Here is a 26107-nt window from a genome sequence, read left to right as displayed (position 1 = left end):
CTGAGCCAGGATCAAACTCTCGAAAAAATTGACTGTCATGTTTATTGTATATATCTAGTTTTCAAAGAACTTCTATTTAACTATCTTAATAATTGATAGCCAAATTATTATAACACATTTTATTAATAACAAAAAGTTATTTTTTATTTTTTTTGATTTATTTTTTTAAACATCTCAAGATTAAATGCGTTAATATAATTATAAACTATATAAAAAAATAAAAAAATGCTTTTTTGCATTTTTTTATTTTTTTATAATAAACCTTTTGATTTTAAAGTTTTTAAAGTTTTTGCTGAAACTCTCAATGACATTCTCTGTCCATCGATAGTAACTCTCACCTTTTGTAAATTAACATTAAATTTTCTCTTTGATGCATTCAAAGCATGTGAACGTTTGTTTCCTGATTGTGGACCAACACCTGATATTTGACATTTTCTTGCCATATTATTAAACCTCTTAGTTATTTTATAAACTTAAAATATAAATAATAAAAATTATTTACGAATTTTTAATAAATCAGTTACTTTGTTGTATTCGTTTAAATCAGATGCTTTTAAATGTTTTAATAAAACTTTACGTTGAGAAATTTTTGCTAAGAAACCTCTACGTGAGTGGTTATCTTTTGGATTATTTGAAAAATGTGGTTTTAATTTTTCAATATCTTCTGTTAAAATAGCGATTTGGACAGATACATTACCTGTATCTTTTGCATTTTTACCGAATTGTGAGACTAATTCAGCTTTTCTTGTTTTTGAAACCATAATTCTCCTTAAATAAATAAAATTATGTTTTAACCAAGCATAATTTTTAAAATTTAAATTAAACCTAGTTAAAATTTGTGTTTTGCATACTTTTGAAATGCTTACGAATTATAACATAAAAATTATTTTTTATAATTAGAATATTTATTTAGAAAATAATTTTTAGTTTCTAAAAGATCATCTTCAAAAACTTTATCCATATTTTTATCTGATATTTTTCTAATCTTACTTAAAACCTCAACAAAAACCTCTTTATTATAAAATAAATTCAATTCTAAGTTTTCTTTAAAGTCTAAAATAAATAATTTATATTCTTTTTTATAATCTACGTATAGACAAGTGAAAAAAACTAAATCATTTATGTGCATAAAAGACGAGTATATCCCCGATTCCATCTTCATCAAATGCAATGGTAAATCTAGTACTAAATCTTCTTTTAACGTAGCATTGAAAACATAATTAGAAACTAATAATTCATTAACCAAATCAATATCTCCAAATTTTAATGACTCTTTTATCATACTTGAACTAATTTTAGTATTTAATAATTTAAAAATTTCAACATTTTTTATTTCAACATTTTTTAAATAAAAAGGTATATCAGATAATTTATATTGTGCGTTTTGACCAAATTTAAAGTCGCTACCAGCAATAAAAGTTACCTTTTTATTTTGAACTATTTTTTTTATAAATTCAATTCCGTCCAAATTTTTTATCTCTGAAAAATTTAATTCAATGATTGAATCGAAATCTAATTCCGAAATAGAAAAATATTTAGATTTATTTGTGTAAAAAATATCACTATGAAATAAATTTTTTGTGTCTAAGTTACTAAAATTAATTAATATTTTTCTTCCTTCGTATTTTATTAATTCTTTATAAAGTTGATAATGTCCTAAATGAAAAGATTCAAAGGCCCCGATTAGAAAAGTGTCATTATCTTTTGTTTCAAAATTATTTAAGTTATAAACAAGCAAATCGCTATTTTTCAATTTTAAATCAATTTCAATTCTTTTAATTTTAAATAAACACCATCATAAACGGAATCTAACGCAATATCATTAGCAACGGCTTTAATTTTTTCTCCGGCTCTTTGCATTGCCACCCCATAATATGCATCTCTAATCATTTCAAAATCATTTGAACTATCACCAAAACTAATTAAATTATCATAACTTAATTCTAATTTATTAAGTAAAAAATTTAAAGTAGTACTTTTATTAACTGATAAAGGATTTATAAAAAAACCTTTAGATCAACGCGATGATATTTCCATATCTAAATTATTTTTAGTTATAAATTCCTTAAATTCTTCATATAATTCTCTTAAATTTTCTGTTGAAGTTATTGTAATTAAGTATAAATCTTCATCTCCTATTAAATCAGGATCGAAGGCGTGATAATTTTGAACGAACGGTTTAATAAATCAAGTATTTAAATTCATATCTTTCGAATTATAAATTTTATCAAAATCACTAACCGCAAAACCTCTAACCTTTTCCCCAAACTCATTATATAACTTAATAACTTGGTCACGTTTTAATGTATTTTTAAAAATAAATTTTTTATTTTGAACATCCCATATGAACGCACCGTTAGCACCCATAAAATAATCTACTGGGTATAATTGTTCTAAAAAATCGCCTATTGTAGCAAACTCTCTAGCAGTAGAAATGACGGTTTTAATACCTTTCTTATTTAAGTTGCTAAAAATAGATTTTGTATTTTCCGAAAACTTTGTATATCCATTTGGTAAAAGTGTTTCATCAACATCAAAAGCAGCTAATTTAATTATTTCTTCTAATTTTTTTATTTCCATAATAACCTTTCCTTAAAAACTTTTTTAGGGTAAAAAAAATTATCTTTAATTTTACCTACACAACAAACATCATTATTAATATTTTTAATAAAGAAAACATTTTCATCTTTTTTTGAAATTCTAAAACTTTGACCATTAAATACTTTTATATAAATTTCTTCTGTTAAAGAAATAGAATTTATATCAAAAAGCAAATCAAAACTTATTTTTTCATACTTTTGAATTTCTAAATTATCTAATAATATTTTACCAACTCCAATTCTTTTTAACGAAGTCATAACACTAGAGTTATTTAACTCTAAAGATATATCATATAACAAAGTTCTTATATAAGTTCCTTCAGAAACATTAAACATAATTTCGTATTCTTGTTTATCATAATCAAAACTAATTAATTCATATTCTAGTACTTTAATTTTTTGGGGTTTTAATTCAAACTCTTTTCCTTCTCTTGCTAGCTTGTAAGCATGTTGTCCATTTATTTTTTTAGAACTAAATTTAGGTGGAATTTGGGATTGTCTTTTTGATACTGTCTCAATAGCTTTTTTAAGTTCTTCTAATTTTATTTTTGGAAAATTATAGCTTCTAAGTTCTCCGTCAATATCTAAAGTATCAGAACCTAAATTAAACTTGGAATTTGCAATATAAATTTTATTTTTATGATTGATGTATTCTAACAATTTAGTATCATAATCAGTCGCAACTATTACTAATCCAGAAGCTAAAGGATCTAAAATTCCGGTATGTCCTATTTTTTTTGTTAAGAGAACTTTAGATAAACCTCTAACACTTTTATTTGTCATAGTGCCAGTTGATTTATGGTATTTATAAAACATAGAATAAAAAGTGAGCTATTCTAATCATAAAATTAAAATAGCTTACTTTTCACCAACCTTTTTTGAAACTAATTCTAGTACATCTTTTACTTTTTCAATATTTAAAATTTCCTCATCAGAAATTACAATTCCATATTTTTCCTCTAGATTAATAATTACTTCTGCTAAGTCCAAAGAATCAATATTAATATCTTTTATATACGCATCATAATTAACTTTTTTCTTAGACAAGCGTTCTATTTGACTCATAATTCATTTTTCATAATCTAAACTCATATTTTAATTATATCAATTAAATTTTAATTTCGTATACTTTGTGATATTTTTCTTTTTTATAATTAACTTCAATATAAACTTCTATTTCTTTATCACTTCTTTGTACAAAATCAAAATCCAACTGTGCATCGCTAATATTTGAATTTAGTATTAAATTATATATTAAATTTCTGACTATTTCTTGATCTATGTAATCTTCTCCAAATTCATTTTTTTTAATAAAATTAACTAATGATTTTTTATCGATATCCGGGAAAATAAATGAATTTTTTACGCTAAAATTATCATTTTCTCCTTTTGGAATATTATTTTTTAAATTGTTTTTTTGTTCTATTATTTTTAAATAACCATAATATGATAATCCTGCTACAAAACTAGCAATTATAGCAAAAGCTAATAATTTATAAATCGATTTGATATTCTTCATTTTTCTTTAAAAAATAACTAATGTCATTTTCATTTTTTAAATTATAAAAATCTCTAAATGAAACAGTATACTTTATTTTATTCAAAAAAACTCTTTGATCTGTTATGTCATTTATTTCAAATTTTTTTGCTTTTCTTTCTTCTAGATTATTATCAAAATTAATTTCTTTCAAAATTTTAAAATTACCAAAAGTCGTTTCTAATTCAAATATAAAAATCAATTTACCACTGTAATTTTTAGGTATAACTATTTTTTTATTACTATTTTCGCCTAAAGATTTAATATATCTTTTTTCATCGGGTAAATATTTAATATATTCATCTATATAAAAATCAATTAAATCAAATTTATTTTCATTATTTTGTAATATTTTACGTATACCTTTTAATTTTATTTTTTCATTTTCTAATCCTAAACCGTTAATATTTAAGTTAATTTTCCTAACATTAAAATCCAAGGAAGTTATTTTATATGATTTTAAATTTATTGAATTTGCATCGAAAGTTATAAATAAGTTTAAAACATTAAAAATTGGTATAGCACACTTTAAATTCTCAAGATTAAAGATTAAATTTCAATATTTTTTATAATTTAACACTTGGTTATTTTTTATTCTAAAAATAGAAGAATAATGTATTTTTAATAAATTAGTTTTATTCTCCATTTTAAAAATTTCAACATTATCATTTAAATATCTATTAAACTCGACACTTTCAACAATCTTGCTTGTTTTTTTAGATTTAATTATAATTTTAAAATTATTAACTTCTTCTGCTTTCGACTTATTAAGAGATGAAATGTTTGCAATAAAATTTGAATTATTCGAACTTAATTTTTTTGTTCCTTTATATCATAACTCGATAACTCATTCTTTATAAACTTTATTGCTGAAGAAATCACAAAATAAATATAAATCATTGTTATTTTTATAATTAAAAATTTCAATTTGATAATCCAAATTAATTGATTCTTTATAAACACGTCTATCAATTCTAAAGTTATTGTATTCATATACTAATTGTTTATTAATTGAATTAATGTCATTAGTTGAATATTCCTGTATAGTATGAAACAAATTCCTTTACCGCCTCACGTTTAACTTTATAAAAAGTAGTTTTGGAAAAATGTTGTTCATATCACAACGTATTATCCATTGTGTTTTTATCTAAATAACATTTTTCAAGTATTCACGAATGCTTATGTGTCATATTGTCTAAAATCATTCTTACAATGCTATTTTTCCCTTCAGCCATCTTAAGCAATCATTCTTTTTGTTTTTCATTTATTTTTTTATGATAAAACCTTTCTTTAAAAGTTTCTCCCATTAACTTTCTTTTAAATATTTCTCTAAATTTTCAATGGGTTTTAAAGATCATTTCGACAAGTTTATGCTCATAAACATAAAGTTCTTTGTCGTTTTCGACTTCCTTAATTAAATCTTGTAACCTCAATCCTTCTAAAGCTTTTGTTTCTACATCTGCATTTAATTCGTTCATTTTCAAATACCCCTCCCACTTTATTTATATAAATTTTTTTGGAAATTTGTCAAAAATGAACTAAAAAAGGAAAAAAGTCACCTCTTTCCCCTTTTATTTTTATAAAATATGAAATTTTTTTCAGTTTTAGTATGCTTTTGCAAATACAACATACCTATTAGTAGACTTATCGCAACCATCAAAAAAACACTTACTATCTTTGTTAGGTTTTTTGAACGACTTAATAGGTATACATCTCGCTGTTGCACCCGTCTCTTCTTTAATCTTACCCTCAACATAGTCGTCACAACAAAATGGAGCAACTAAAAATTTATTTTCTTTAATTTTCTCTTTAAAGTCGTCATAGTTATATACATATTCAGTATTTTCTTCTAATCTTTTTTGTGCTGAATCATACAAATTATTATGGATATTATCAAGTAATATTGGTATTAACTCTTTTAGTTTTTCTATTTCAACTAATTGTTTTTCTAAAGTATCTCTACGTACTACTAGGACTTTATTTTCTGCTAAGTCTCTAGGACCTACCTCAATCCGTATCGGAACACCTTGTATTTCACTATTCGAAGCTTTAAATCCAGGGTTTTTATCTGATGAATCTAAACGTACTCTAAATTTTCTTCCGATTTTACTCTTAATTTCTTTAGCAATTTGATGAACTTTAGGATCTTTTTTCGCAAATAATTCAAGAATATCAACTTGAATAGGTGCAACTTTAGGAGGTATTATTACACCTCTATTATCACCATGTGTCATAATTATAGCACCTAATAAACGCGTAGTCACTCCTCATGAAGTCTGATAAACATATTCTTCTTTGTTGTCTTTATTTTTAAATTTAATCCCGTATGGCTTAGAAAAGTTTTGGTTTAAGTAATGACTTGTACCAGATTGTAAAGCTTTACCATCCTTCATCATAGCCTCTATAGTATAAGTAGAACACGCACCAGCAAATTTTTCCCTTGGGGTTTTTTTACCTACTATTGTTGGGATAGCTAAATAATTTTTCAAAAATTTTGCGTATGTAGAAATCATTTCTCTTGTTAATTTACGTGCTTCTCATGCGTTATCATGGCATGTATGACCTTCTTGTCATAAAAATTCTCTTGTACGTAAAAAAGGATTTGTGGTTTTTTCTCATCTCAAAACATTTGCTCATTGATTGTAAACAATAGGTAAATCGTTATAAGAATTAATTGTTTTTTTAAACAAATCAGCAAATAAAACTTCCGAAGTAGGTCTAATAAATAATTTTTCGCTTAACTCTTTGTCTCCTACTTTTGTAACTGTAGCTAACTCAGGGTTAAAACCTTCAATATGTTCTTTTTCAAGTTGAAATAAATTTTCCGGAATCAAAAGAGGCAAATAAACATTTTGAATTCCTTTTGATTTAAATATGTCGTTTAATTCTTTTTGTATTAATTCTCAAATACCATAAGAATTTGGTTTATAAATAATAGAACCTTTAGTTGGTCCATACGCTATAAGATCTCCGTTTTTCACAACATCTGTATATCATTTTGCAAAATCCAACTCCATTGGAGTAATTTTATCTATTTGTTTTTCTTTATTCATATTAACTTAATTATATAACAAAAAAATATTTAGAAAAATGCAAATAAGTAATTTTTAGGGCAAAAAAGTATAAAAAAACACTCTTTTTAGAGTGATATGGCTGTCCCAGTTAGATTCGAACTAACGCATGTCGGAACCAAAACCCGATGCCTTACCGCTTGGCTATGGGACAATAAATGGTGGGGGGAGAGGGATTCGAACCCCCGAATCCTAAGAAAGTGGGTTACAGCCACCCGCATTTGGCCGCTTTGCTATCCCCCCATTTAATTTTGCTTATATATTATAGCATATAAAATCTTTAAATCAAAAAAAATTATTTATTTTTTAAATTTTGAACTTGCAAAATTAAACAAAAAAGTGCCTAAGCACTTTAATTTATTATATTATATATTATTTAACTTCGTGTTCTGTAAATCTTTCATTTTCAACAACTAAGTATTTATCACCTTTTTGAATTCCGTATGGTCTTAAGGCCTCTTCAGCTAATGAATTATCAGCTTTAACTTTATCGAATAGATCTAACGAATCAACTGAAACAAATACACCAGAGTATGCTCCGAATCCATTAATTAATTTATCGTTATTTAAAACACCAATTGTAATTGTATTAGGTCTAAATTTAGAAACATGTTTTAATAATTCACCTGTTCTTGATAAAACAACCGCAAATTTATAATCACCATCTTTTGCTTTTTTAGCAATTTCATAAGCTATTTTTGTTCTTTTGTCTGATTGATTTGAATTTGCTCAAACTTTTTCAAGTTGTCTTTCATAGTAATTTCTTGAGTAAAATTCTTTTTCAGCACGTTTTGAAATAGCTGTCATTGTTTTAACCGCTTCAAGAGGGAATGAACCGTTTGCACTTTCACCTGATAACATTGTAGAATCAGCACCTAATTCAACTGCATAATAAACGTCAGTTACTTCTGCACGTGTTGGATGTGGTGTATTTTCCATTGAATCTAACATTTGTGTAGCGACAATAACTGGTTTACCAGCTTCACGAGCTTTTCTAATCATATTTTTTTGGTGGTAAGGAACATCGTAGTAAGGAATTTCTAAACCTAAATCACCACGAGCTACCATAATCCCATCTGATGCTTCAATAATTTCATCGATATTTACACATCCTAAATGTGATTCAATTTTAGAAATAATTTGAATATGTGATCCACCATTTTCTTTTAATAATTGTCTTAATTCATTTACATTTCTAGCTGAGTTAACAAAAGAAGCTGCAACATAATTAATACCTTGAGTAATACCAAATTTAATATCATTAATGTCTTTTTCTGCTAAGAAAGGAAGTGAGAAATCTACACCTGGTAAGTTAACACGTTTATTTGTTTTTACTTTATGTGTGTTTTCTGCTTTAACTTTCACATACCCTTCACCAACTTCTGTAACTACTGTTGATAATTTACCATCATCAATTAAAACTTGGTTACCAACAACTAAATCTCTAGCCATGTCATATGCGACTGTAATTTCTGTTGGTGTTCCTTCAAAGTTAAGGTATTTATCTTGTGTTGTATGAATTAAAACTGTAGATCCAGCAACAATAACTTGAGCACCATCTTTCATTTTTCCTACACGAATTTCAGGTCCCTTTGTATCTAACATTAATGAAACCGGAATTCTAAGTTCTTTTGAAAGTTCTTTAGCTATTTTAAATTTATTAGCTTGTTCTTCGTGAGAACCATGACTAAAGTTAGCTCTAATTGTTGTTACACCATTTTCAATCAATGTACGTAATGTGTCAATATTATCACTTGAAGGTCCGATAGTAGCAACTAATTTAGTTCTTTTATCTGTAATTTTCATTTAATTTTCTCCTAATTATGATTTGATTATTTTATATTCATTATTTTACCAAAAAAATGTTTTTATGATAATGTTTTTAAGTCATATTTAAAAAAATTCTTGATATGTTAAGTTTATACACAATAACTTAACTATATTAAGAATTTTTTATTTTTGAGAGCATATATATTGCCGCTGTTTCTGCTCTTAATATCCTTTTACCTAAAGATACTAAATTAACATTTTTATTGTCTAAAACTAATTTATCTAATTCTAAATTTGAAAATCCACCTTCAGGACCTACAACAAAATAAACATTTTTTTCGATTTCGCTTGGAATTTGGTTATTTTCTGAGTTAATTTTTTCGTGAGCTATATATATTTTATAATCTTTTTTAAAATCAATATTAGATAGCTTTGTCAACTCCCCCAATGTTGGAATTTGATTTCTAAAAGACTGTTCAGCTGCATTTTTTAAGATTTCCTCAAAGCGTTGGCGTTTTTTTTCAAACTTATTGAATGAATATAATTCACCATTAGTATGTTCTGTTATTAAAGGGATTATTTTTTTAACTCCCAATTCTGTACTTTTTTGTAAAAGCCATTCGAAACGATCGTATTTTATTAAACTCATTAATAAAATAATATCATTTTGTAATTCATGATTTTCATTAATCTCTTTTATAATATGAGCTTTATCAAAATCAACTAAGCATTCAAAAAAATTATTTTCATAAACGCAAATAATTTTTTTGCCATCTAGTCTTAAAACTTTAATATGTTTTTGAGCTTCTTTATCTAAAATAAAGTAATTATCTTCTTTTTTATTAACAAAAAAACGATTCATTAATTATCCTGCATCATAATTTCTTCATATTCTTCTAGAGTACCTCTAAATAAAAAACTTTTTGTTGCAGATTGTAACTCTAATATAACATCAGCACATTGATTAACGAAAGCTCTATTATAGGTAGTAAAAATTGCGCCACCTTTGTAATTTTGAACACCTTCAATTACTGAATCAATACTTTCGGTATCTAAGTGATCAAGAGGTTGATCTAGTATAATAAAATTTGATTCCAAAAGCATCATTCTAGAAAACATCAAGCGCGCTTTTTCTCCACCACTAGTTACATTAACTTTTTTGAATACTGAATCTGCGCTAAATAACATTCTACCTAAAAAACCACGCATTCTAGCATCATCATTTTCTTGATTTTCTTTTATTTTATTTAATAATGGTCATTTCGAGATTCACTCTAAAATATTTTCTTCAGTATTAAAATATTTTGCATTATCATTAGGAAAATAACTAGGTGTAATTGTTTGTCCTCACTCAACGGTGCCTGAAGTAGCTTCACGCTCACCAAAAATTATTTCAAGTAATCTTGTTTTTGCGATATCATCATCACCAACAATTACCATTTTTTCACCTGGTCTTAATGTAAACGAAACATTTTCAAAAAGTGTTTGTCCCAAATCATTTTTATATGTTAAATTTTCAACATTTAAAATTTGTTTTCCGTGATCACGATTCATATCTCAACGAATATATGGATATTTACGATTGGAAGGTTTAATCTCATCTAAAGAAATTTTTTCTAAAGCTTTTTTTCTTGAGGTTGCTTGTTTTGATTTTGAAGCATTTGCACTAAAACGAGCAATGAAATCTTTAAGTTTTTCTATTTGAGCTTCTTTTTTAAGATTACTTTGCTTCATCATCTCACGCGCTAGTTCTGATGATTGTTTTCAAAAACTGTAATTACCTGTATAAATTTTTGCTTCGTTATAATCAATATCAACTATATGTGTACAAATTGAATCTAGAAAATCGCTATCGTGACTAACAACAATAACAACATTAGGATAATCGATCAAGAAGTTTTCTAATCATTTAATTGAACGTAAATCAAGATGGTTAGTTGGTTCATCCATGATCAAAATATCAGGATTTCCAAATAACGCTTTTGCTAATAAAACTTTAATTTTTTGATTAGCGGTTAATTCGCTCATATTAACATTTCACTTATCTTTAGGTATGGATAAATTACTTAGCAATTCTTGCGCATCGTTTTCAGCAGTTCATCCTCCCAACTCACCATATTTATCTTCCAATTCTCCGGCTCTTGTGTAATCTTCCATTGTTGCGTCTGGATTTGCGTAAATAGCATTTTTTTCTTGTAAAACATCATATAAATCAGTGTTACCCATAATAACTACATCGGTAACATTCATGTGATCATACGCATTATGGTCTTGAGAAAGAACAGAAATACGTTTATTTTTTTCAACTAATATCTGTCCACTTGTAGCTTCAATTTGACCTGATAATATTTTTAAAAATGTTGACTTACCAGCACCATTTGCTCCTATAATTCCATATGTATTTCCCTCTGTAAATTTTAAATTAACATTCTCAAATAATTTTTTATCACTAAAAATTTTACTAATATTTTGTACTTCAATCATGTTTTCTCCTTATTTGTTCTTGATCTAATAATATAAATTATATAGCAATTTTATTTTTGTTCTTTTACAAACTAAAAAATATTTTAAAAAAAATAAAAAAATTTTTTTGTTTTTAAATTTATAGTGTATACTATTATCAGTAGCAATAGCAAGAGGGTCCACCTGATACCATTCCGAACTCAGTAGTTAAGCCTCTTTACGCCGACGATAGCCACTTGGTGAAAATAGGGAGCTGCTTTTTTTATATCTTTTTTTGAATAAAAAATATAAAAAAACCTTTTTTCGTCATTTTTTTAATATAAAAATAAACTTTTTAACTTTATTTATTAAATGATATAATTATTAATATTTAAAAATTAAGGAGGCGATATGCTAAAAGAAGCGAATAAAGAAATAATTTCTGAAGCATTAAAAAGCGAAAAAACAAAATTAGTTGTTTTTTACGCCGATTGATGCGGTCCATGTAGAATGTATAAAGGTTCTTTAGAACAATTAGATTCTAATGATAATGTTGAAGTTTTAAGAGTTAATATTGATCACAATAGAGAATTTGCACTCGAAAACGGAGTACAAGGAATCCCATATACTAAAGTATTTAAAGGCGACAAAGAAGTGAAGGATTTCTCTGGTTATGTACCTTACGAAATTTTAAAAGAACAAGTAGCACCTTACATTAAATAACACATTAAATTAACATTGAAAATGTTAATTTTTTAATGTTTTTTGCTTAGTAATCATTTTTAATTTATTTAAAAAATATTAATTCAAAAAAATTAAAAGTAATATAATTTTTACTATTGATCAATATAAAATAAATATTTAAGGATAAAATGGATAAAGAAGAAGCAAAGAATAAAAAAACAGAAGAATTCAACGAGTATATAAGAGGGTTTGTAAATTTTTTAAAAGGTAAGTCCCTTAGATATCATCTTGATAATTTGTTCATTGAAATTGCTAGTTTTTTTAATGAAAATGCATGAGATATTAAAGCTAAAAAAGAATTATGTGATATAAAACTTTTGAATCAAAAAGATAATATCCCCATAGTCGGATGAAATGTTTTTACTGATAAAAAAGGTTATATTGTAGCTTTTAAAAACGAAAATTTGGGAACATTAAAAATTAGCTTAAATTGAATAAAAAAATTAGACGATCTTACTATAGCACAAAAAAATGAATTAATCCATTTCTTTAACGATGCTAAACAAAAATATGATGTAAACTGAGGTTATAGATATGATGCAGATGAAGAAGAACTGATCTTAGATAATCTTATGGTTGTATCTAACGTAGATGAAGCAATAAATAAAGCAAAAGATTTTGGCGGATATCAAATCTATGATTTAGAAAATGAAAAAGTTATTTCAGTTTCTGATTACGAAAAAGAGAATAATAAAAAGCAGAAAACTTAAATTTTCTGCTTTTTACTTATTTAAACCATGTCATACATACTAAAATAAGTATATTTATCCATCAAAAAGTGCATAAAAAAATGGTGCCGACAACTGGACTCGAACCAGCGACCCCTTCCTTACCATGGAAGTGCTCTACCTGCTGAGCTATGACGGCACATCTAAATATATTTTAACATAAAAACAAGATTTTTGATGTTCATACTTTTATTTTAATGAACTAAAAACTAAGGTCATTCAATACCTTAGTTTTTCTTTCTTGTTTGTCTTGTTTGTTATAAAGGTTAATAAAAATGTTTAAAAAATAATACTTTTTTTAAGTATTAATGTTCTAATGGTGCGCGAAGAGGGACTTGAACCCTCATGCCGTAAGGCACTAGAGCCTAAATCTAGCGTGTCTGCCAATTTCACCATCCGCGCATTGTGACTTAAAATACACAAATAATAAATAAAAAAAGCACACTATGGTGCCGTCTATAGGACTCGAACCTACGACCTACTGATTACAAGTCAGTTGCTCTACCAACTGAGCTAAGACGGCGCAATAATGGTGGAAGATAAGGGACTCGAACCCATGACATTCGCCTTGTAAGGGCGACGCTCTCCCAACTGAGCTAATCTTCCAAAATGGCAGTCTGTACGGGGATCGAACCCGTGTATGCATGGATGAAAACCATGTGTGTTAACCGCTTCACCAACAGACCTTATAAAATGGCGCCGATTGCGGGGATCGAACCTGCGACCAACTGGTTAACAGCCAGCTGCTCTACCGCTGAGCTAAATCGGCATTTGTATTTGCGTAATATATTATAGCATATAAATATTTTTAACAATAAAAATAATATATTTTTTTGATTTAGTTTCCTAATTTGTTTTTAGGTAAAATTATTATACATACTTTTTTAAAAAATAAAAAAAATTTTTTAAATTTTAAAAGTGTTTAATAGATAAAGATTGCTCTAATGAAATTTAAATATAAAAAATATACTAAAAAATGTTTTAATTATATTATGGAATTATTAGAACTTAGAAAAGGTTTAACAAAACAAAATATAGAATTAATATACAAAACATTAAATCAACCTTTATTCAGTAAAAAGCAAATGGAACATTTCTTTTTACTGAATGTAATATTATTTTCAGAATATCAAAATAATACAAATTCAAAAGAAGCTCGCTTTAATTTTAATAAATTAGCGATTGGAGCTTGATATTTATACCAAAATGTCGTCGCACCTTGAAACGAAGATGAATTTAGAATTTATAGCAAAGAACAGTTAATTGAACTAATTCAAACAATGATTGATGTTTATGCGACATTCATAAGTCAAAATGATATTAAAATATTTTTTAGCGAAAAATATTTGGAATTTTATAACGTTTATTTTTCTGATATTAAAACATTGAAAGATTACTTAAACAAAATAGAAATATCAACAAAACAAGAATACAAATTGAATTACAACGGAAGTTTTGAAATTTAAAAAAGTTTAACATTTTGTGTGTTAAACTTTTTCTTCACTAATAAATTGTGCGGTTAGATCTAAATGAACAGGGCAAGTTAAAAATTGTTGGTCAGGGGTAAATTGAACATAAGCCACGTTATTACTATATTGGCGAACATATTCTTCTCCTGATAAAAATTTAATTTTCATTATCGGAACCGAAACTATAGATCTCTCTGTTTCGGTTAAATTAGTATTAATAATAGGAAAAACTTCTATGGTATGACCCATAACAATATTTTTTTTAATTATTTCTATTTCTTCCGGGAAGAAGAAATTTATTACTTTTTCATAATTATTATTTAGAAGTTCTAATTGATTTTCTTCAGAAAAATTTTTAAATTCTTGAATGTTATTAAGAAAAATAGGTTTAAAGTGATTGATAAATTTTTCTCTATCAAATAATTCGATTTGTGATTTTTTGTATTCATCTAAAAAAATATTAAATAATATGAGTTCATCACTTTCTCCAAATAAATATGTGTAATTAATATTACATTTAGCACAATGTGCAGTAACTTTTGAAGCCATTTTTACCTCTTTTCTATAATATAAATTATTATATCATTTTAGATAAAAAATCATATAAACAGCTAAATAAAAACACAAATATAACAATTGTGTTCATATTATTAATTATTTTTGGTTTTAAAATTATTTTCTAATGCAAATAGAATGCTTTTATAAATGATATTATATATTTTTTCGTAATCTTTTTCATTAGAGTGGGTATTATCGCTTAATACCCAATAATTTGAACTACTAGTATCAACTTCATATATAAACTCTTTTATAGGTTTATTAGTTTTTTCGTAAATATTATTTCCTCCTAAAATAGACACTCTCTCAAATGAATTAATTTCAAAACTATTATTTAATTTACTTCCTAATAAAATACCCGAAACATAAATTCTATTTTTCGAATTATTTGTAGTATATGTGGAATTAGTGTTATTTAACAATCATTTATTGAATTTAAATTTAAGAAGCTTCGAAACACCAACATTTTGTTTTTGATTTAAATTTTCAGAATTTCCTTTTTGTATTGAACCTTCTATAATTCTATCTGTTAAAAAATCTAACCACTTTTCTCTTAAGGTTAAAAATTTATCTTTAAACTGCCAATCATTCATTTCTGTTATATGAAGATTATTTTCTTTAAAATTTGTATTATATATATTTCATTTGTTTTAGAAACTTTAAAACTTAAATAATAGAATAATTCAGAAAAAATAGAAATATTATTAAAACCACTTGTAAAAGAAAAAACTGCAGGATCTTTTTCTTTATAAACCAACAAAAACGAAGCATTAGCGTTTAGGGATTGTATTATTCTAGACTTTGATTTATAACTCCATTTTAGAAAAATAGATTCATTTAAATTCATTTTTATTAATTCGTGTTTTTTGAAGAATTAAAAAGATAACTACTTACAATATGATTATTTTTTACATAATTATCATATTTAGAAAAATAAGTAAATTTAACAATATATTTATTTATATCTATGAAATTAAAGGATATTTCACTAATTTGCTAATTATATCCAACTTGCAAATCGTTTTAACTAATTTGAATTGTTATACCTTGCAAATCTATAAATTTTTCTAATTCTTTTTTGGTTCAATAATTTCTTTTTTATTGTTTAAACCATTAACTTTATTTTTAACACTTTCTTTTCTTGAATTTGGTCATTTTCTAAATTATTAATTTCCTTATCAATTTCGTATAATTTTTTTATATTATTTTCTATGTCTACCTTTTTATTTGAATTATCTTTAACATCAACATATAAATCAGAATCTAAAATTTTTTGTCTTAATTTTTCTTTTTTTAGTCTCTATTAACTTACTAATATCATCATTTTCTATTAAATAATTCTCTAATTCTTTTTCTAATTCATTCATTTTAAAAGAAACTTATTTTTTTCTTTAACAATTGAGTCTAATTTTTTCTCGCGCCTTAATACGTTATTAAATTCAAAATGTTTTTCATCATCTAATATTTTAAAAATATCTTCAATGATTTTTGGTATATCGCTAATTTCGCTCGAAACTATTTTTTCAATAATTTCACTTTTAGTATTAGAATTTTTAATTATTTTAAATTCATCGGATACTTTTTTATATTTTATTAATTCACTTTCCAAATCTTTTAATTTATCAAAATTATTTAATATTTTGTCTTGTTTTTAATAAATTTATCTTTTAACAAATCAACTAGTGAATCAATTGTAACTTGATTTGTTTTTCTTTGTTCTCTGTTTTATTATTTTACTTTTTTATCTACCATATCAAAATCACTTATAATGATATTCTTTAATTCATTTTAAAATGATTCTTGCTATTTAACTCTTTAATTTCTTCAATCTTTTTATCAATTAATAAAATTGTATCTAAGGAATTTTTATAATTTAATAAATCTAACCCATTTTTTGCATTCAAAATCTCATTTTTTCTTGAAAAATTATCAATGTCATCTACTTCAATATTTACGTTTTTTAATATTGATTCTTTTTCTAAAATAGATAAAATTAAAGAATTAAATATTTTATCCTCCATATTTTTAAGATCTAATATTTGATTTTTATTTTTGTAAATTAGTTTTAATTTATTGAATTCAACCAAAATATTCTTGGTACATCATTTCATTTATTTATTATTTTTTTAACTTTTTTATAACTATTTTCATAAATCAAATTATTGTAATTTCAATTTAACATTATAGCTACGGAACTCGTAATAGACAGTGTTGTTGTATACTCGATACAATAAATAAAAAAATCCTCTTTTTGCTTTTAAACATTCTCTATCCTTAAAAAGCTAAAAGTCAAAAGAAAAATGTATACATAAATAAGTTTTGTAATAAATTTTATTACAAAACATAATAATGATATTTTAATATATTTAAAACAATTTAACTCTCTCTACATCTCTCTTTTAAACCGCTTAATATATTTTTATAATTATCAAACTACTAAAAAGTAGTGTTTTTTAGTTTTTCATATTTAGTAAACATTTATTTACCTTTTTAAAAAATTAGAAATAAATTATAAAAAAGTTGAAGAAAAAACTTGCGTTTTCAAAATTAGCAAGTTTTATTTTAATTTTGAAGGTGTCACTTGAGTTCATTCATTACTATTATTAGATTTTCTAAAAATTATATAATGATAATATCCTTCCTGTTTTGAACCGTTCTTTACTTGATAAGTATAGTCTCCGTCTGATCATGTATTATAGTCAGCTTTGTTTTCGTTTGATTTTCTATGACTAGGAATTACGTTTTCATAACTATTATCACGTTTTATGGATGAAGGCATAATATGTTCTTCAGTTCAATCGCCATCTTTTGTAATTTTTCTTCCGGCAAAATCAACTCCTTCATTTTTTGTACCAAAATAATTTTTTCATATTTTATTTCTTTGTTCTTGAGAAGTCATGTTACCTCCTTTCTTTTTTTAAATTATATATATATATATATATATATATTCAAAGCAAAAAGATAAAAAATATAAGGTGGTAAAATATTGTTATGTTAGATTACGAAAAAAAATACGATAAAAATATTTTAATTGCTGGGTGTGACGAGGCTGGTAGAGGTTCATGGGCAGGACCATTAGTTGCCGCTTGTGTAATAATGAAAAGAAATTATAAGAATTCAGAAATAAATGATTCTAAAAAATTGAGCGACAAAAAAAGAAATAGGTTGTATCAAGAAATAATCGAAAATTCAATAGAATATCAAATAATAGTTAGATCAGTTGAAAATATAAACAATAGTAACCCAAAAAAAGAATCACAAATTGCAATGGAGTTAGCTATTAAAAATATGAAAACAAAGCCTGACGTAGTATTAACAGATTTTGAAAAAATAAACATTGATATTCCACAAGAAAACTTGGTTAAAGGAGATTCTGTTTCTTTTAATGTAGCAGCAGCATCTATACTTGCTAAAGTTTTCAGGGATAACTATATGATAAAACTTGATAGTGAATATCCTCAATATGATTTAAAAAATAATAAAGGTTATGGAACTAAATCACACTCAAAAGCTTTAATAATAAATGGAGTAGAACCAAAAATTCATAGAATTAAATATAAACCTATAGCTAAATTAATTAAAAATATTTAGAAAGAAAAAATATGAAAATAAAAAATAAAATATGAATAAAAACAATTTTTTTACCAATAGCATGTATTAGTTTAAACGCTTCTACTAATTTCGCTACGGAAGTGAAAAAAGATCAAGAGGAAGAAATAGTTAAACAACCAATCTTTGATTGAAGAAAAAATAAAAATAATTTCATTTTATCTCCTGTTAGATACCAAATTTGAAATATTTGTTGAGCATATTCTGTAATAGGAGTAGCAGAAACTAATATTTTAAAAAATGGATTGTACGCTTCACCAAATACTTTAGATTTATCTGAAAATAATTTAGCATATATAACAAAAAATAGAGATAAATTTTCAGATCCTTTAAATAATACAAAATTTGACAACTATAGTACTAATTTTTGAAATAGTGGCGGTTCCACAAAAGATGCAGCTTATACTTTAATGCAATGACGCGGACTCGCAAAAGAAACAAATGAATTTCAAAAAAATAATTTTAATTTGCCTTTTTTTCCTGAGGAGTTTATACAAATAAATAATAATGATAGTAATTCAATAAAAAAATATGTGGTTAAAAATGGTGCAGTAGGTTTTAGTTTTATTGCTGGTGATGCAACAAAATATTATAACGCTAACGAAACGTATAATAACGTCAAGAGATATTGACACGCCGCTACAATAATTGGTTGAGATGATACTATACCAAGAGAAAAATTCGGTCCAAAAACCAAACAAAACGGGGCTTGAATTGTTAAAAATAGTTGAGGCACAAACTATATGGATAATGGATATATGTATTTATCTTATGATTCAAAAATTAACAATACATTTACATTAAATTTTGCATCACCTGATAAATATAAAAATAACTATTATTTCGATGGATACTTAAAAAATATTTACAAGCCGGGTCAAAAAAGTGCAGCAGTTACATTTAAAGCAAAAAAAACATCTAACGAAAATATTGAACAATTAAAATCAATAAATGTTGGTTTTGAAGGAAAAAATGTCGATGTTAACGTAAAAGTATTTTTAAATAATGATGATTCTGAAATAAATCCGAATACTCTTAATTTAAATAAATCAAAACTAATAGCATCCAAAACAAGACATTTCGAGGATGGCGGACTTAGAATTATAGAATTAGATAAACCTATAGAGCTTGACAAAGGACAATATTTTTCAATAGTAGCAACAGTTAAAAATAATGATAATACTGCAGAAATTTTATTTTCTGATGAAGAATTTTCGAGTTTAGATTTTACATATATTAAAAAACAAAACAAGTGAATAAATAGCCAAAATATTTTTAATGGAGTAGCAAGAATAAAGGCTTTTACATCAGAATTGTATGATAAAAATAGTAATAGAATAAATGACAAAGACTTAAAGTATGTAGATGTAACCTTAGACAATGACTTTTATAAATATGGTCTAAATGATCCGAAAAATAAAATAAATATAAATGTTAAAATGGGTTCTAAAATTCTAAAAGAAAATCATGATTATAAAGTTAACTATGAGTTTGTGCCAAACGATAACGATCACTATTATAAAGACTATTCAAAAATTGGGTACGGAAAAATTAAAATAACTGGTTTAAATGAATTTTTAGGTAGTAGAACAAAAGTTTTCTACACGCCCCTAGTAGGACTATATCCTAAAATTCAAAATAAAGATTACCAAAATAACCCAAACGAATTTATTATAGAAGCAAACAACAAAATACAAAAAGCTTCTGAGATAAATTATGGGCAAGGGTGAGAAGTAGAAAGTGATTTTAAATTATCTAACGGAAATAATTTGGTTAATTTAGTCTATACTGCTAAAGACGCGAAATTTTATAGAAAAAATAACGCAATTGTCACAGTAAGAAAAAATATTAACACAGAAGAAAATAAATCGATTACAAATAATGAAGAAAATAAAAAAATAATTAAAGATAAATCTATTAACAAAAGTAATGTAAAACAAAAAATAGATAATATAAAAAATAATAGTCACTATGATAAAAAAGATGATAAAACTAATACAAAAATGATTTTAATTATTTTTATCCCAATATTAATATTTGTACTTTTTGTTTTTTGCGCATTGAGAATATTTATAAAAAAATTCAAAATAAAAAAATAGATATTTTTGAAAAAGATTACATAAGTAAAAATAAATTAAATATCTTTTTTATATATTTTAAGTATAAAATAAACTAAATAAAATTACAAAAAATAAGGTTTTTTAATAAAATATATATTATGATAGATGTAAAAAATATAGTTTTTAGTTATAAGCCAGGTATTTTAAAACCCGCATTAAATAATGTTTCATTTAGTATTAAAAAAGGTGAATATATAGCTATTTTAGGGCACAACGGTAGTGGTAAGAGTACACTTTCAAAAGTGCTAGTGGCATTATTGAAACCACAAGAAGGTTCAATTTATATTGACGGAATAAAATATCACAGAAAAAACTTAAATGAAATTAGAAAAAAAATTGGAATTATTTTTCAGAACCCAGATAATCAATTTATTGGTTCTTCTGTGGAAGATGATATTGCATTTGGTTTGGAAAATAGACAAATCCCTAATAAAAATATGAAAGAAATAATTCATCATTATGCCGAAAAAGTTGGTATGATAGAACATTTGGAACGTGAACCAGAAAATTTGTCTGGTGGGCAAAAACAAAGAGTGGCTATAGCTTCAATTTTAGCACTCAATCCGGATGTTATTATTTTTGATGAAGTTACATCTATGTTAGATCCAAAAGGGAAAGATCAGGTTTTAGAAATAATTAAAGAAATAAGAGATAAAAAAGATAAAACTCTTATTTCAATAACACATAATATGGACGAAGCTATTTTAGCAGATCGTTGCTTAGTTTTTGCGAATGGAAAATTAATTGCTAATGGTGATCCAAAATCAATTTTAAAAGATAAAAAAATAATGGATATAGCAAAAATTGAATCTCCATTTATTTATCAAGTTAGTGAACAAATCAAAGAAATAGAACCTACATATAATGAAGAGGAGTTAATAGAAGAAATATGAAAATTGAAATCAAAAAAATAAGTCATATATTTGCTAAAAAAACTCCATGAGAATTTCAAGCATTAGATGATATAAGCGCAAAAATAGAGCAAGGTGAATATGTGGGTATAATTGGCTCTACCGGCTCAGGAAAAACCACTTTAATAGAACATTTAAATTTACTTTTAGAACCTACAGAAGGCGAAATAGAATGATTATTTGAAGATGATGTTCTAGACAAAAAAACAAAAGAAATTAATAAAACTTTGTCTACAATAAAATTTCCGAAAAATAAAAGGAATGAAAGTAAATTTAAAAAAATAATTCGTAGATTAAAACGCGAAAATAAAATAAAAAATATTAACAATTTGAGAAAGAAAATTGGAATAGTTTTTCAATTTGCTGAATATCAACTTTTTAAAAATACAATTGAAGAAGATATTGCGTTTGGACCAATTGCGTTTGGAGTTCCTAAGGAAGAAGCGCTCAAGAGAGCTGCAAAATGTTTAGAAATTGTTGGGTTACACAAAGAATACCTTAAAAGAAGTCCGTTTGAGTTATCAGGAGGTCAAAAAAGACGTGTTGCGATTGCCGGAATTTTAGCAATTAATCCCGATTTTATGATTTTTGATGAACCAACTGCAGGTTTGGACCCTGTAGGAGTAAAAGATATTTTAGAAATAATTGAAGAAATTAATAAAAAGGGGCAAACAATTATAAATGTAACTCATGATCTTGATCATGTATTACAATATGCAAAAAGAGTTTTTTTATTAAATAAGGGTAAATTAATTAAAGATGGCGAACCATATAAAATATTAAGCGATATAAAATTACTAGAAGAAAATAATTTAAGACCTCCAAAACTTTTAAATTTTATTTTTAAATTAAAAGAAAGAGGTATTGATGTACCTGAAGTAAAATCCGTTAACGAATTAGTTGATTTTATTAATAACGGAGGTAGATAATGAAAAGTGTTTTTGGAAGATACATACCTGGCAATTCATTTTTATATAAGTTGGACCCGAGAATTAAATTATTAATAGCTCTTTTGTACATTATACTAGCATTCTTAATAAGTAATTTTATAGATATGTTTATCATTTTGGCACCTGCAATTATAGCTTATATTTATTCAACAAAAAAAATAAGACCATTAATTAAACTAATGAAATTACCTTTTTTCATATGTATAATAATTTTCTTTGTAAACATTTATACTATTAATTCTGAAATAGTAATTAAAGATGATTATTTTAAAGAATATTTTAAAGTTTTAGTTCAGACCAATAAGACTATCAATGGTGTTGATACAATAGTAAAATATGGATTGTCATTAAATAATTTAAATCGTGTTTTTGCACTATTTTTAAGAATTTATACAATGATTTTAATTACCACACTTTTAACAAATACCACTAGACCTATTTTGTTAAATAAATCAATTGAAGATTTAATGTGACCATTAAAGTTCTTATTCGTTCCAACTCACATTATAGCCACAATAATTTCTATTGCCCTTAGATTCATTCCTACACTTGTTGACGAAGCAGGGAGAATCATAAAGGCACAATCTTCACGGGGAGTAGACTTCAAAAGAGGTAAATTTAAAGAAAAAATAATTGCCTTTACAACTTTAATAATCCCTTTATTTGTTTCTTCATTCCAAAAGGCAGATGATTTATCCAATTCAATGGAAACAAGAGGTTATGATCCATACGAAAAAAGAACAAAATATAGACAAATAAAACCCAGAGTTATTGATATTATACTATTTATAGTAATATTGCTAGTTTTCTCCTTTTTAATTCTTAATTACTTAAACCTAAGCAAAGGTATTGACATAAATATCTATGATTTAAGAAATGTTAATATATATAAATATATAAGAATAGTGGGTTAAAATATGCGTTCTAAAATGCATATTTTTTTATTATTTTAATAAAAAACGAAATAATTTTAAATAACATTATAGTATAATTTATAAAGAAATTGAGGTTATATGTTAGACTTAAAGTTTATTCAAAAAAATACAGAAATGGTTCGTAAAGGACTTAAAAATAGAGGTTTTGATATTGAAATTTTTGACAAGTTAATTTCCATATCAGAAGATCGTGGTTCAAAAATGTTTATTGCACAAAATAAGAAAGCAGAGCTAGCTAAATTATCTAAAGAATTTGGCACACTTAAAAATAATCCTGAAGCAATAAGACAGTTAAAAGAAAAAATTTCACAAGTTAAAAAAGAAGAAGAAGAGTTAAGTAAAATTGCTGATCAATTAAATACTGAAATTAATGACTTATTATCAAAAATTCCTAATTTACCTTTAGAATCGGTTCCTGTCGGTTTAGATGAAAATGACAATGTTGTATTAGAAGTTAAAGACAAAATTGGGAGAGGATTGGTTAAAGGTGTTCTACCTCACTATGAAATTGCTAAAAATCTTGATATTATAGATATTGAAAGAGCAGTTAAATTATCCGGTTCAAGATATGTTATTTATAAAAACGCAGGTTCAAGATTAACTAGAGCTCTTATCTCATTTATGTTAAATTTACATGCAACAAAAGGATACAATGAATTTAGTACCCCGGTAATAGTTAAAGACAATATTTTATTTGGTACAGGACAATTACCAAAATTTAAAGAAGATTTATATAAATTAGAAGGTTCAAACGATTATTTAATTCCTACTGCTGAAGTAACATTAACAAACATTTATAATAACGAAGTTATAGACTTAGAAAACCCTTTTAAAGCAACAGCATATACAGAATGTTTCAGATCGGAAGCTGGTAGTTCCGGAAAAGATACAAAAGGTATTTTAAGACAGCATCAATTTAAAAAAGTGGAATTAGTAAAAGTTACTAATTCAAAAACTGCATATGATGAATATTTAAATATGGTTGAAGATGCTAAAGACGTACTTGAAAAACTAGAAATCCCATATAGGGTTTTACAATTATGTACAGGTGATATGGGATTTTCAGCAAGAACAACAATTGACCTAGAATTATGATTACCTTCTGAAGAAAAATTTAGAGAAGTTTCGAGTGTAAGTTATATGGGTGATTTTCAAGCACGTAGAGCAATGATTAGATTCAGAAATAAAGAAGGTAAAACAGAGTATGCTCATACAATGAATGGGTCTGGCTTAGCAATTGATAGAGTTGTTGCTGCAATTTTAGAAATATATCAAAACAATGATGGTACAGTTACTGTTCCAAAAGTTTTAGTTCCATTTATGGGTATAGATTTAATTAAATAAAAAAACTAGAAAACAGTTCTAGTTTTTTATTCTTCAAATTTTTCAAGTTTTTTTATCGCTTTAGTTACCGAATCATAAGCGGCGGAACGCGTTGTCGCTAATATTTGAGCAACTTCTGCATAAGATAAATCATTATAAAAATACAATTCAAAAGCTTGTTGTTGATTTTGTGTTAATGCACCTTTATATTTTTCATATAAAATAGTATATTTTTGTAAATTTTCTATAGATTTCTTACTCATTTTTCTCAACAATTAAATCTTTTGTCATTTGATAAATAAATAATTCTAAATCAAATTCTTGTAAATCATCTAGCTTTTCACCTAAACCAACGTACTTAACATCAAGATTGAATTCATCCTTAATTGATAGCACAATACCACCTTTTGAAGTGCCGTCCATTTTGGTTAAAATAATACCCGTTAAATTGGCGATATCTTTAAAGTTTTTTGCTTGTGATAAGGCATTTTGACCCGTTGTAGCATCTAAAACTAATAATGATTCGTGCGGCGCACTAGGCTCAAAACGTTGAATAATATTTACCATTTTACCTAATTCATTCATCAAATTAACTTTGTTTTGTAATCTTCCTGCGGTATCGATGATCAATAAATCATAACTACCTTCTTTAGCTTTTTCTAAGGCTTTATAAACAACAGAAGTAGGATCAGCACCTTCTTTATCAGGCTTAACAATATCAATACCAATTTTTTCGGCTCAAATTCCTAATTGATTAACAGCACCTGCCCTAAATGTATCACCAGCAGCTATTAGAACTTTTTTACCTTCATTTTTATATTTATTCGCAAGTTTAGCAATCGACGTAGTTTTACCTGAACCATTAACACCTACAAAAATAAAAACATTTAATCTATCATCTTCAAAATTTAAGTTTGTATTTGTAACGGAGTTATTTGTATAAATAACAAACATTTGATCAGCCACAATTTCACCAATTAATTTTGGGTCAGTAATTTGATTAATCTTAATTTCTTGTTTTATTTTTTGAATCATAATATCGACCAAAGGTAAACTAATATCAGACATAATTAAAAGTTCTTCTAATTCCTCTAAAAAATCTTCATCGACTTTTACATATCTATTTTGTATTTCTAACAGCTTTTTACCAAAAGTTGAACTATTATTTAAACCAGTTTCATATTTTTGAAATTTATTACTATTGATTATTTCTTTTTCTTTTTTATCTTCCAGTTCCTTTTCAATTAAACTAGCATCTTTTTTATCTTCTTTTTTGAAAATTTTATTAACTATATTTTTAAAAAATCCCATAATAGTATTTTACTAAATTATTAATATAA

General features: G+C 25.4%; 29 protein-coding genes, 8 tRNA genes and 1 rRNA gene. 10 read left to right on the top strand and 28 right to left on the bottom strand.

The window, feature by feature from the left end:
- Positions 1-251: 251 nt before the first annotated feature.
- The 15 genes from rpmB to JXZ92_RS02800 form a co-directional block, all read right to left on the bottom strand.
- A complete protein-coding gene (gene rpmB / locus JXZ92_RS02870; protein ID WP_205852270.1) occupies positions 252-443 on the bottom strand; it encodes a 50S ribosomal protein L28 in 192 nt (63 codons plus the stop codon).
- Positions 444-494: 51 nt separating this feature from the next.
- Entirely contained in the window at positions 495-761 is a 267-nt protein-coding gene (gene rpsO, locus JXZ92_RS02865) for a 30S ribosomal protein S15 (protein WP_205852269.1), read from the bottom strand.
- A 122-nt stretch (positions 762-883) separates the two neighbouring features.
- On the bottom strand, positions 884-1753 hold the full coding sequence (locus JXZ92_RS02860; protein ID WP_205852268.1) for an FAD synthase: 870 nt from the start codon (positions 1751-1753) through the stop codon (positions 884-886).
- Positions 1754-1755: 2 nt separating this feature from the next.
- A complete protein-coding gene (locus JXZ92_RS02855) occupies positions 1756-2580 on the bottom strand; it encodes a YcsE-related riboflavin metabolism phosphatase (RefSeq protein WP_241006976.1) in 825 nt (274 codons plus the stop codon).
- Complete coding sequence (locus JXZ92_RS02850) at positions 2571-3416, bottom strand: tRNA pseudouridine(55) synthase TruB (protein ID WP_205852267.1); 846 nt, start codon at positions 3414-3416, stop codon at positions 2571-2573. Before JXZ92_RS02850 ends, JXZ92_RS02855 begins: the two co-directional genes overlap by 10 nt.
- A 42-nt stretch (positions 3417-3458) precedes the next feature.
- Positions 3459-3665: a phosphopantetheine-binding protein gene (locus JXZ92_RS02845; protein ID WP_205852266.1), complete on the bottom strand. Its 207-nt coding sequence runs from the start codon at positions 3663-3665 to the stop codon at positions 3459-3461.
- Positions 3666-3708: 43 nt separating this feature from the next.
- Positions 3709-4119 (bottom strand): MHO_1590 family protein, encoded by a 411-nt coding sequence (locus JXZ92_RS02840; protein WP_205852265.1) that lies wholly within the window; start codon positions 4117-4119, stop codon positions 3709-3711.
- On the bottom strand, positions 4094-5194 hold the full coding sequence (locus JXZ92_RS02835; RefSeq protein ID WP_205852264.1) for a hypothetical protein: 1101 nt from the start codon (positions 5192-5194) through the stop codon (positions 4094-4096). Before JXZ92_RS02835 ends, JXZ92_RS02840 begins: the two co-directional genes overlap by 26 nt.
- A complete protein-coding gene (locus JXZ92_RS02830; RefSeq protein WP_205852263.1) occupies positions 5163-5615 on the bottom strand; it encodes an MG284/MPN403 family protein in 453 nt (150 codons plus the stop codon). Before JXZ92_RS02830 ends, JXZ92_RS02835 begins: the two co-directional genes overlap by 32 nt.
- Positions 5616-5741: 126 nt before the next feature.
- Entirely contained in the window at positions 5742-7190 is a 1449-nt protein-coding gene (gene proS / locus JXZ92_RS02825) for a proline--tRNA ligase (protein ID WP_205852262.1), read from the bottom strand.
- Positions 7191-7287: 97 nt separating this feature from the next.
- Positions 7288-7362: transfer RNA gene (locus JXZ92_RS02820), tRNA-Gln, on the bottom strand.
- Positions 7363-7367: 5 nt separating this feature from the next.
- Positions 7368-7451 (bottom strand) — tRNA-Tyr (locus JXZ92_RS02815).
- Between the two features lie 129 nt (positions 7452-7580).
- Positions 7581-9014, bottom strand: a complete 1434-nt coding sequence (pyk, locus tag JXZ92_RS02810; protein WP_205852261.1) for a pyruvate kinase — start codon at positions 9012-9014, stop codon at positions 7581-7583.
- Between the two features lie 136 nt (positions 9015-9150).
- Positions 9151-9840 (bottom strand): 16S rRNA (uracil(1498)-N(3))-methyltransferase, encoded by a 690-nt coding sequence (locus JXZ92_RS02805; RefSeq protein ID WP_205852260.1) that lies wholly within the window; start codon positions 9838-9840, stop codon positions 9151-9153.
- Positions 9840-11462 carry an ABC-F family ATP-binding cassette domain-containing protein gene (locus JXZ92_RS02800; protein ID WP_205852259.1) on the bottom strand — a complete coding sequence of 541 codons (1623 nt, stop codon included), beginning with the start codon at positions 11460-11462 and terminating at the stop codon, positions 9840-9842. Before JXZ92_RS02800 ends, JXZ92_RS02805 begins: the two co-directional genes overlap by 1 nt.
- Before the next feature lie 135 nt (positions 11463-11597).
- Here JXZ92_RS02800 and rrf point away from each other — a divergent pair.
- From rrf to JXZ92_RS02785, 3 genes are all read left to right on the top strand, one after another.
- Positions 11598-11703 (top strand): 5S ribosomal RNA (gene rrf, locus JXZ92_RS02795).
- Between the two features lie 128 nt (positions 11704-11831).
- Positions 11832-12143, top strand: a complete 312-nt coding sequence (locus tag JXZ92_RS02790) for a co-chaperone YbbN (RefSeq protein WP_205852258.1) — start codon at positions 11832-11834, stop codon at positions 12141-12143.
- A gap of 149 nt (positions 12144-12292) precedes the next feature.
- Entirely contained in the window at positions 12293-12874 is a 582-nt protein-coding gene (locus JXZ92_RS02785; RefSeq protein ID WP_205852257.1) for a hypothetical protein, read from the top strand.
- 81 nt (positions 12875-12955) lie between these two features.
- Here JXZ92_RS02785 and JXZ92_RS02780 read toward each other — a convergent pair.
- The 6 genes from JXZ92_RS02780 to JXZ92_RS02755 all read right to left on the bottom strand — a co-directional run bounded on the left by JXZ92_RS02780 (position 12956) and on the right by JXZ92_RS02755 (position 13661).
- Positions 12956-13031: transfer RNA gene (locus JXZ92_RS02780), tRNA-Thr, on the bottom strand.
- Positions 13032-13209: 178 nt separating this feature from the next.
- Positions 13210-13294: transfer RNA gene (locus JXZ92_RS02775), tRNA-Leu, on the bottom strand.
- 45 nt (positions 13295-13339) lie between these two features.
- A tRNA-Thr gene (locus tag JXZ92_RS02770) sits at positions 13340-13415 on the bottom strand.
- A gap of 7 nt (positions 13416-13422) precedes the next feature.
- Positions 13423-13498, bottom strand: a tRNA-Val gene (locus JXZ92_RS02765).
- Positions 13499-13502: 4 nt separating this feature from the next.
- Positions 13503-13578, bottom strand: a tRNA-Glu gene (locus JXZ92_RS02760).
- 8 nt (positions 13579-13586) lie between these two features.
- Positions 13587-13661: transfer RNA gene (locus JXZ92_RS02755), tRNA-Asn, on the bottom strand.
- 175 nt (positions 13662-13836) lie between these two features.
- Between JXZ92_RS02755 and JXZ92_RS02750 the strand changes: the two genes are divergently transcribed.
- Positions 13837-14358: a hypothetical protein gene (locus JXZ92_RS02750; RefSeq protein ID WP_205852256.1), complete on the top strand. Its 522-nt coding sequence runs from the start codon at positions 13837-13839 to the stop codon at positions 14356-14358.
- A gap of 21 nt (positions 14359-14379) precedes the next feature.
- On the opposite strand, the gene JXZ92_RS02745 is transcribed toward JXZ92_RS02750, so the two are convergent.
- The 5 genes from JXZ92_RS02745 to JXZ92_RS02725 all read right to left on the bottom strand — a co-directional run bounded on the left by JXZ92_RS02745 (position 14380) and on the right by JXZ92_RS02725 (position 17818).
- Positions 14380-14910: a hypothetical protein gene (locus JXZ92_RS02745; RefSeq protein ID WP_205852255.1), complete on the bottom strand. Its 531-nt coding sequence runs from the start codon at positions 14908-14910 to the stop codon at positions 14380-14382.
- 101 nt (positions 14911-15011) lie between these two features.
- Entirely contained in the window at positions 15012-15512 is a 501-nt protein-coding gene (locus tag JXZ92_RS02740) for a hypothetical protein (RefSeq protein WP_205852254.1), read from the bottom strand.
- A 761-nt stretch (positions 15513-16273) separates the two neighbouring features.
- Positions 16274-16528, bottom strand: a complete 255-nt coding sequence (locus JXZ92_RS02735; protein ID WP_205852253.1) for a hypothetical protein — start codon at positions 16526-16528, stop codon at positions 16274-16276.
- Positions 16529-16697: 169 nt separating this feature from the next.
- Positions 16698-17030, bottom strand: a complete 333-nt coding sequence (locus JXZ92_RS02730) for a hypothetical protein (RefSeq protein ID WP_205852252.1) — start codon at positions 17028-17030, stop codon at positions 16698-16700.
- A 446-nt stretch (positions 17031-17476) separates the two neighbouring features.
- Positions 17477-17818, bottom strand: coding sequence for an HNH endonuclease domain-containing protein (locus JXZ92_RS02725; RefSeq protein ID WP_205852251.1), 342 nt, complete (start codon positions 17816-17818; stop codon positions 17477-17479).
- 92 nt (positions 17819-17910) lie between these two features.
- Here JXZ92_RS02725 and JXZ92_RS02720 point away from each other — a divergent pair, with 92 nt between their 5' ends.
- The 6 genes from JXZ92_RS02720 to serS all read left to right on the top strand — a co-directional run bounded on the left by JXZ92_RS02720 (position 17911) and on the right by serS (position 24788).
- Positions 17911-18510 (top strand): ribonuclease HII, encoded by a 600-nt coding sequence (locus tag JXZ92_RS02720; RefSeq protein ID WP_205852250.1) that lies wholly within the window; start codon positions 17911-17913, stop codon positions 18508-18510.
- Positions 18511-18521: 11 nt separating this feature from the next.
- The gene (locus JXZ92_RS02715; RefSeq protein WP_205852249.1) at positions 18522-20627 is read left to right on the top strand and encodes a C1 family peptidase; all 2106 of its coding nucleotides are present in this window, start codon (positions 18522-18524) and stop codon (positions 20625-20627) included.
- Positions 20628-20746: 119 nt separating this feature from the next.
- The gene (locus JXZ92_RS02710; RefSeq protein WP_205852248.1) at positions 20747-21562 is read left to right on the top strand and encodes an energy-coupling factor transporter ATPase; all 816 of its coding nucleotides are present in this window, start codon (positions 20747-20749) and stop codon (positions 21560-21562) included.
- Positions 21538-22488 (top strand): energy-coupling factor transporter ATPase, encoded by a 951-nt coding sequence (locus tag JXZ92_RS02705; RefSeq protein WP_205852247.1) that lies wholly within the window; start codon positions 21538-21540, stop codon positions 22486-22488. The genes JXZ92_RS02710 and JXZ92_RS02705 overlap by 25 nt, the downstream gene beginning before the upstream one ends.
- Positions 22488-23423 carry an energy-coupling factor transporter transmembrane protein EcfT gene (locus tag JXZ92_RS02700; RefSeq protein WP_205852246.1) on the top strand — a complete coding sequence of 312 codons (936 nt, stop codon included), beginning with the start codon at positions 22488-22490 and terminating at the stop codon, positions 23421-23423. The genes JXZ92_RS02705 and JXZ92_RS02700 overlap by 1 nt, the downstream gene beginning before the upstream one ends.
- A 99-nt stretch (positions 23424-23522) precedes the next feature.
- Positions 23523-24788, top strand: a complete 1266-nt coding sequence (serS, locus tag JXZ92_RS02695) for a serine--tRNA ligase (protein ID WP_205852245.1) — start codon at positions 23523-23525, stop codon at positions 24786-24788.
- 26 nt (positions 24789-24814) lie between these two features.
- Here the strand turns inward: serS and JXZ92_RS02690 are convergent, their stop codons facing one another.
- Both JXZ92_RS02690 and ftsY read right to left on the bottom strand, forming a co-directional pair.
- Positions 24815-25030, bottom strand: a complete 216-nt coding sequence (locus JXZ92_RS02690) for a sigma factor-like helix-turn-helix DNA-binding protein (protein ID WP_205852244.1) — start codon at positions 25028-25030, stop codon at positions 24815-24817.
- Positions 25023-26078, bottom strand: coding sequence for a signal recognition particle-docking protein FtsY (gene ftsY / locus JXZ92_RS02685; protein ID WP_205852243.1), 1056 nt, complete (start codon positions 26076-26078; stop codon positions 25023-25025). The genes JXZ92_RS02690 and ftsY overlap by 8 nt, the downstream gene beginning before the upstream one ends.
- Positions 26079-26107 lie beyond the last annotated feature (29 nt).

Source organism: Mycoplasma sp. CSL10137, from assembly GCF_017116845.1.
GTDB lineage: Bacteria > Bacillota_I > Bacilli_A > Mycoplasmatales > Metamycoplasmataceae > Mycoplasmopsis.
This window is presented reverse-complemented; position numbering and strand designations above follow the sequence as displayed.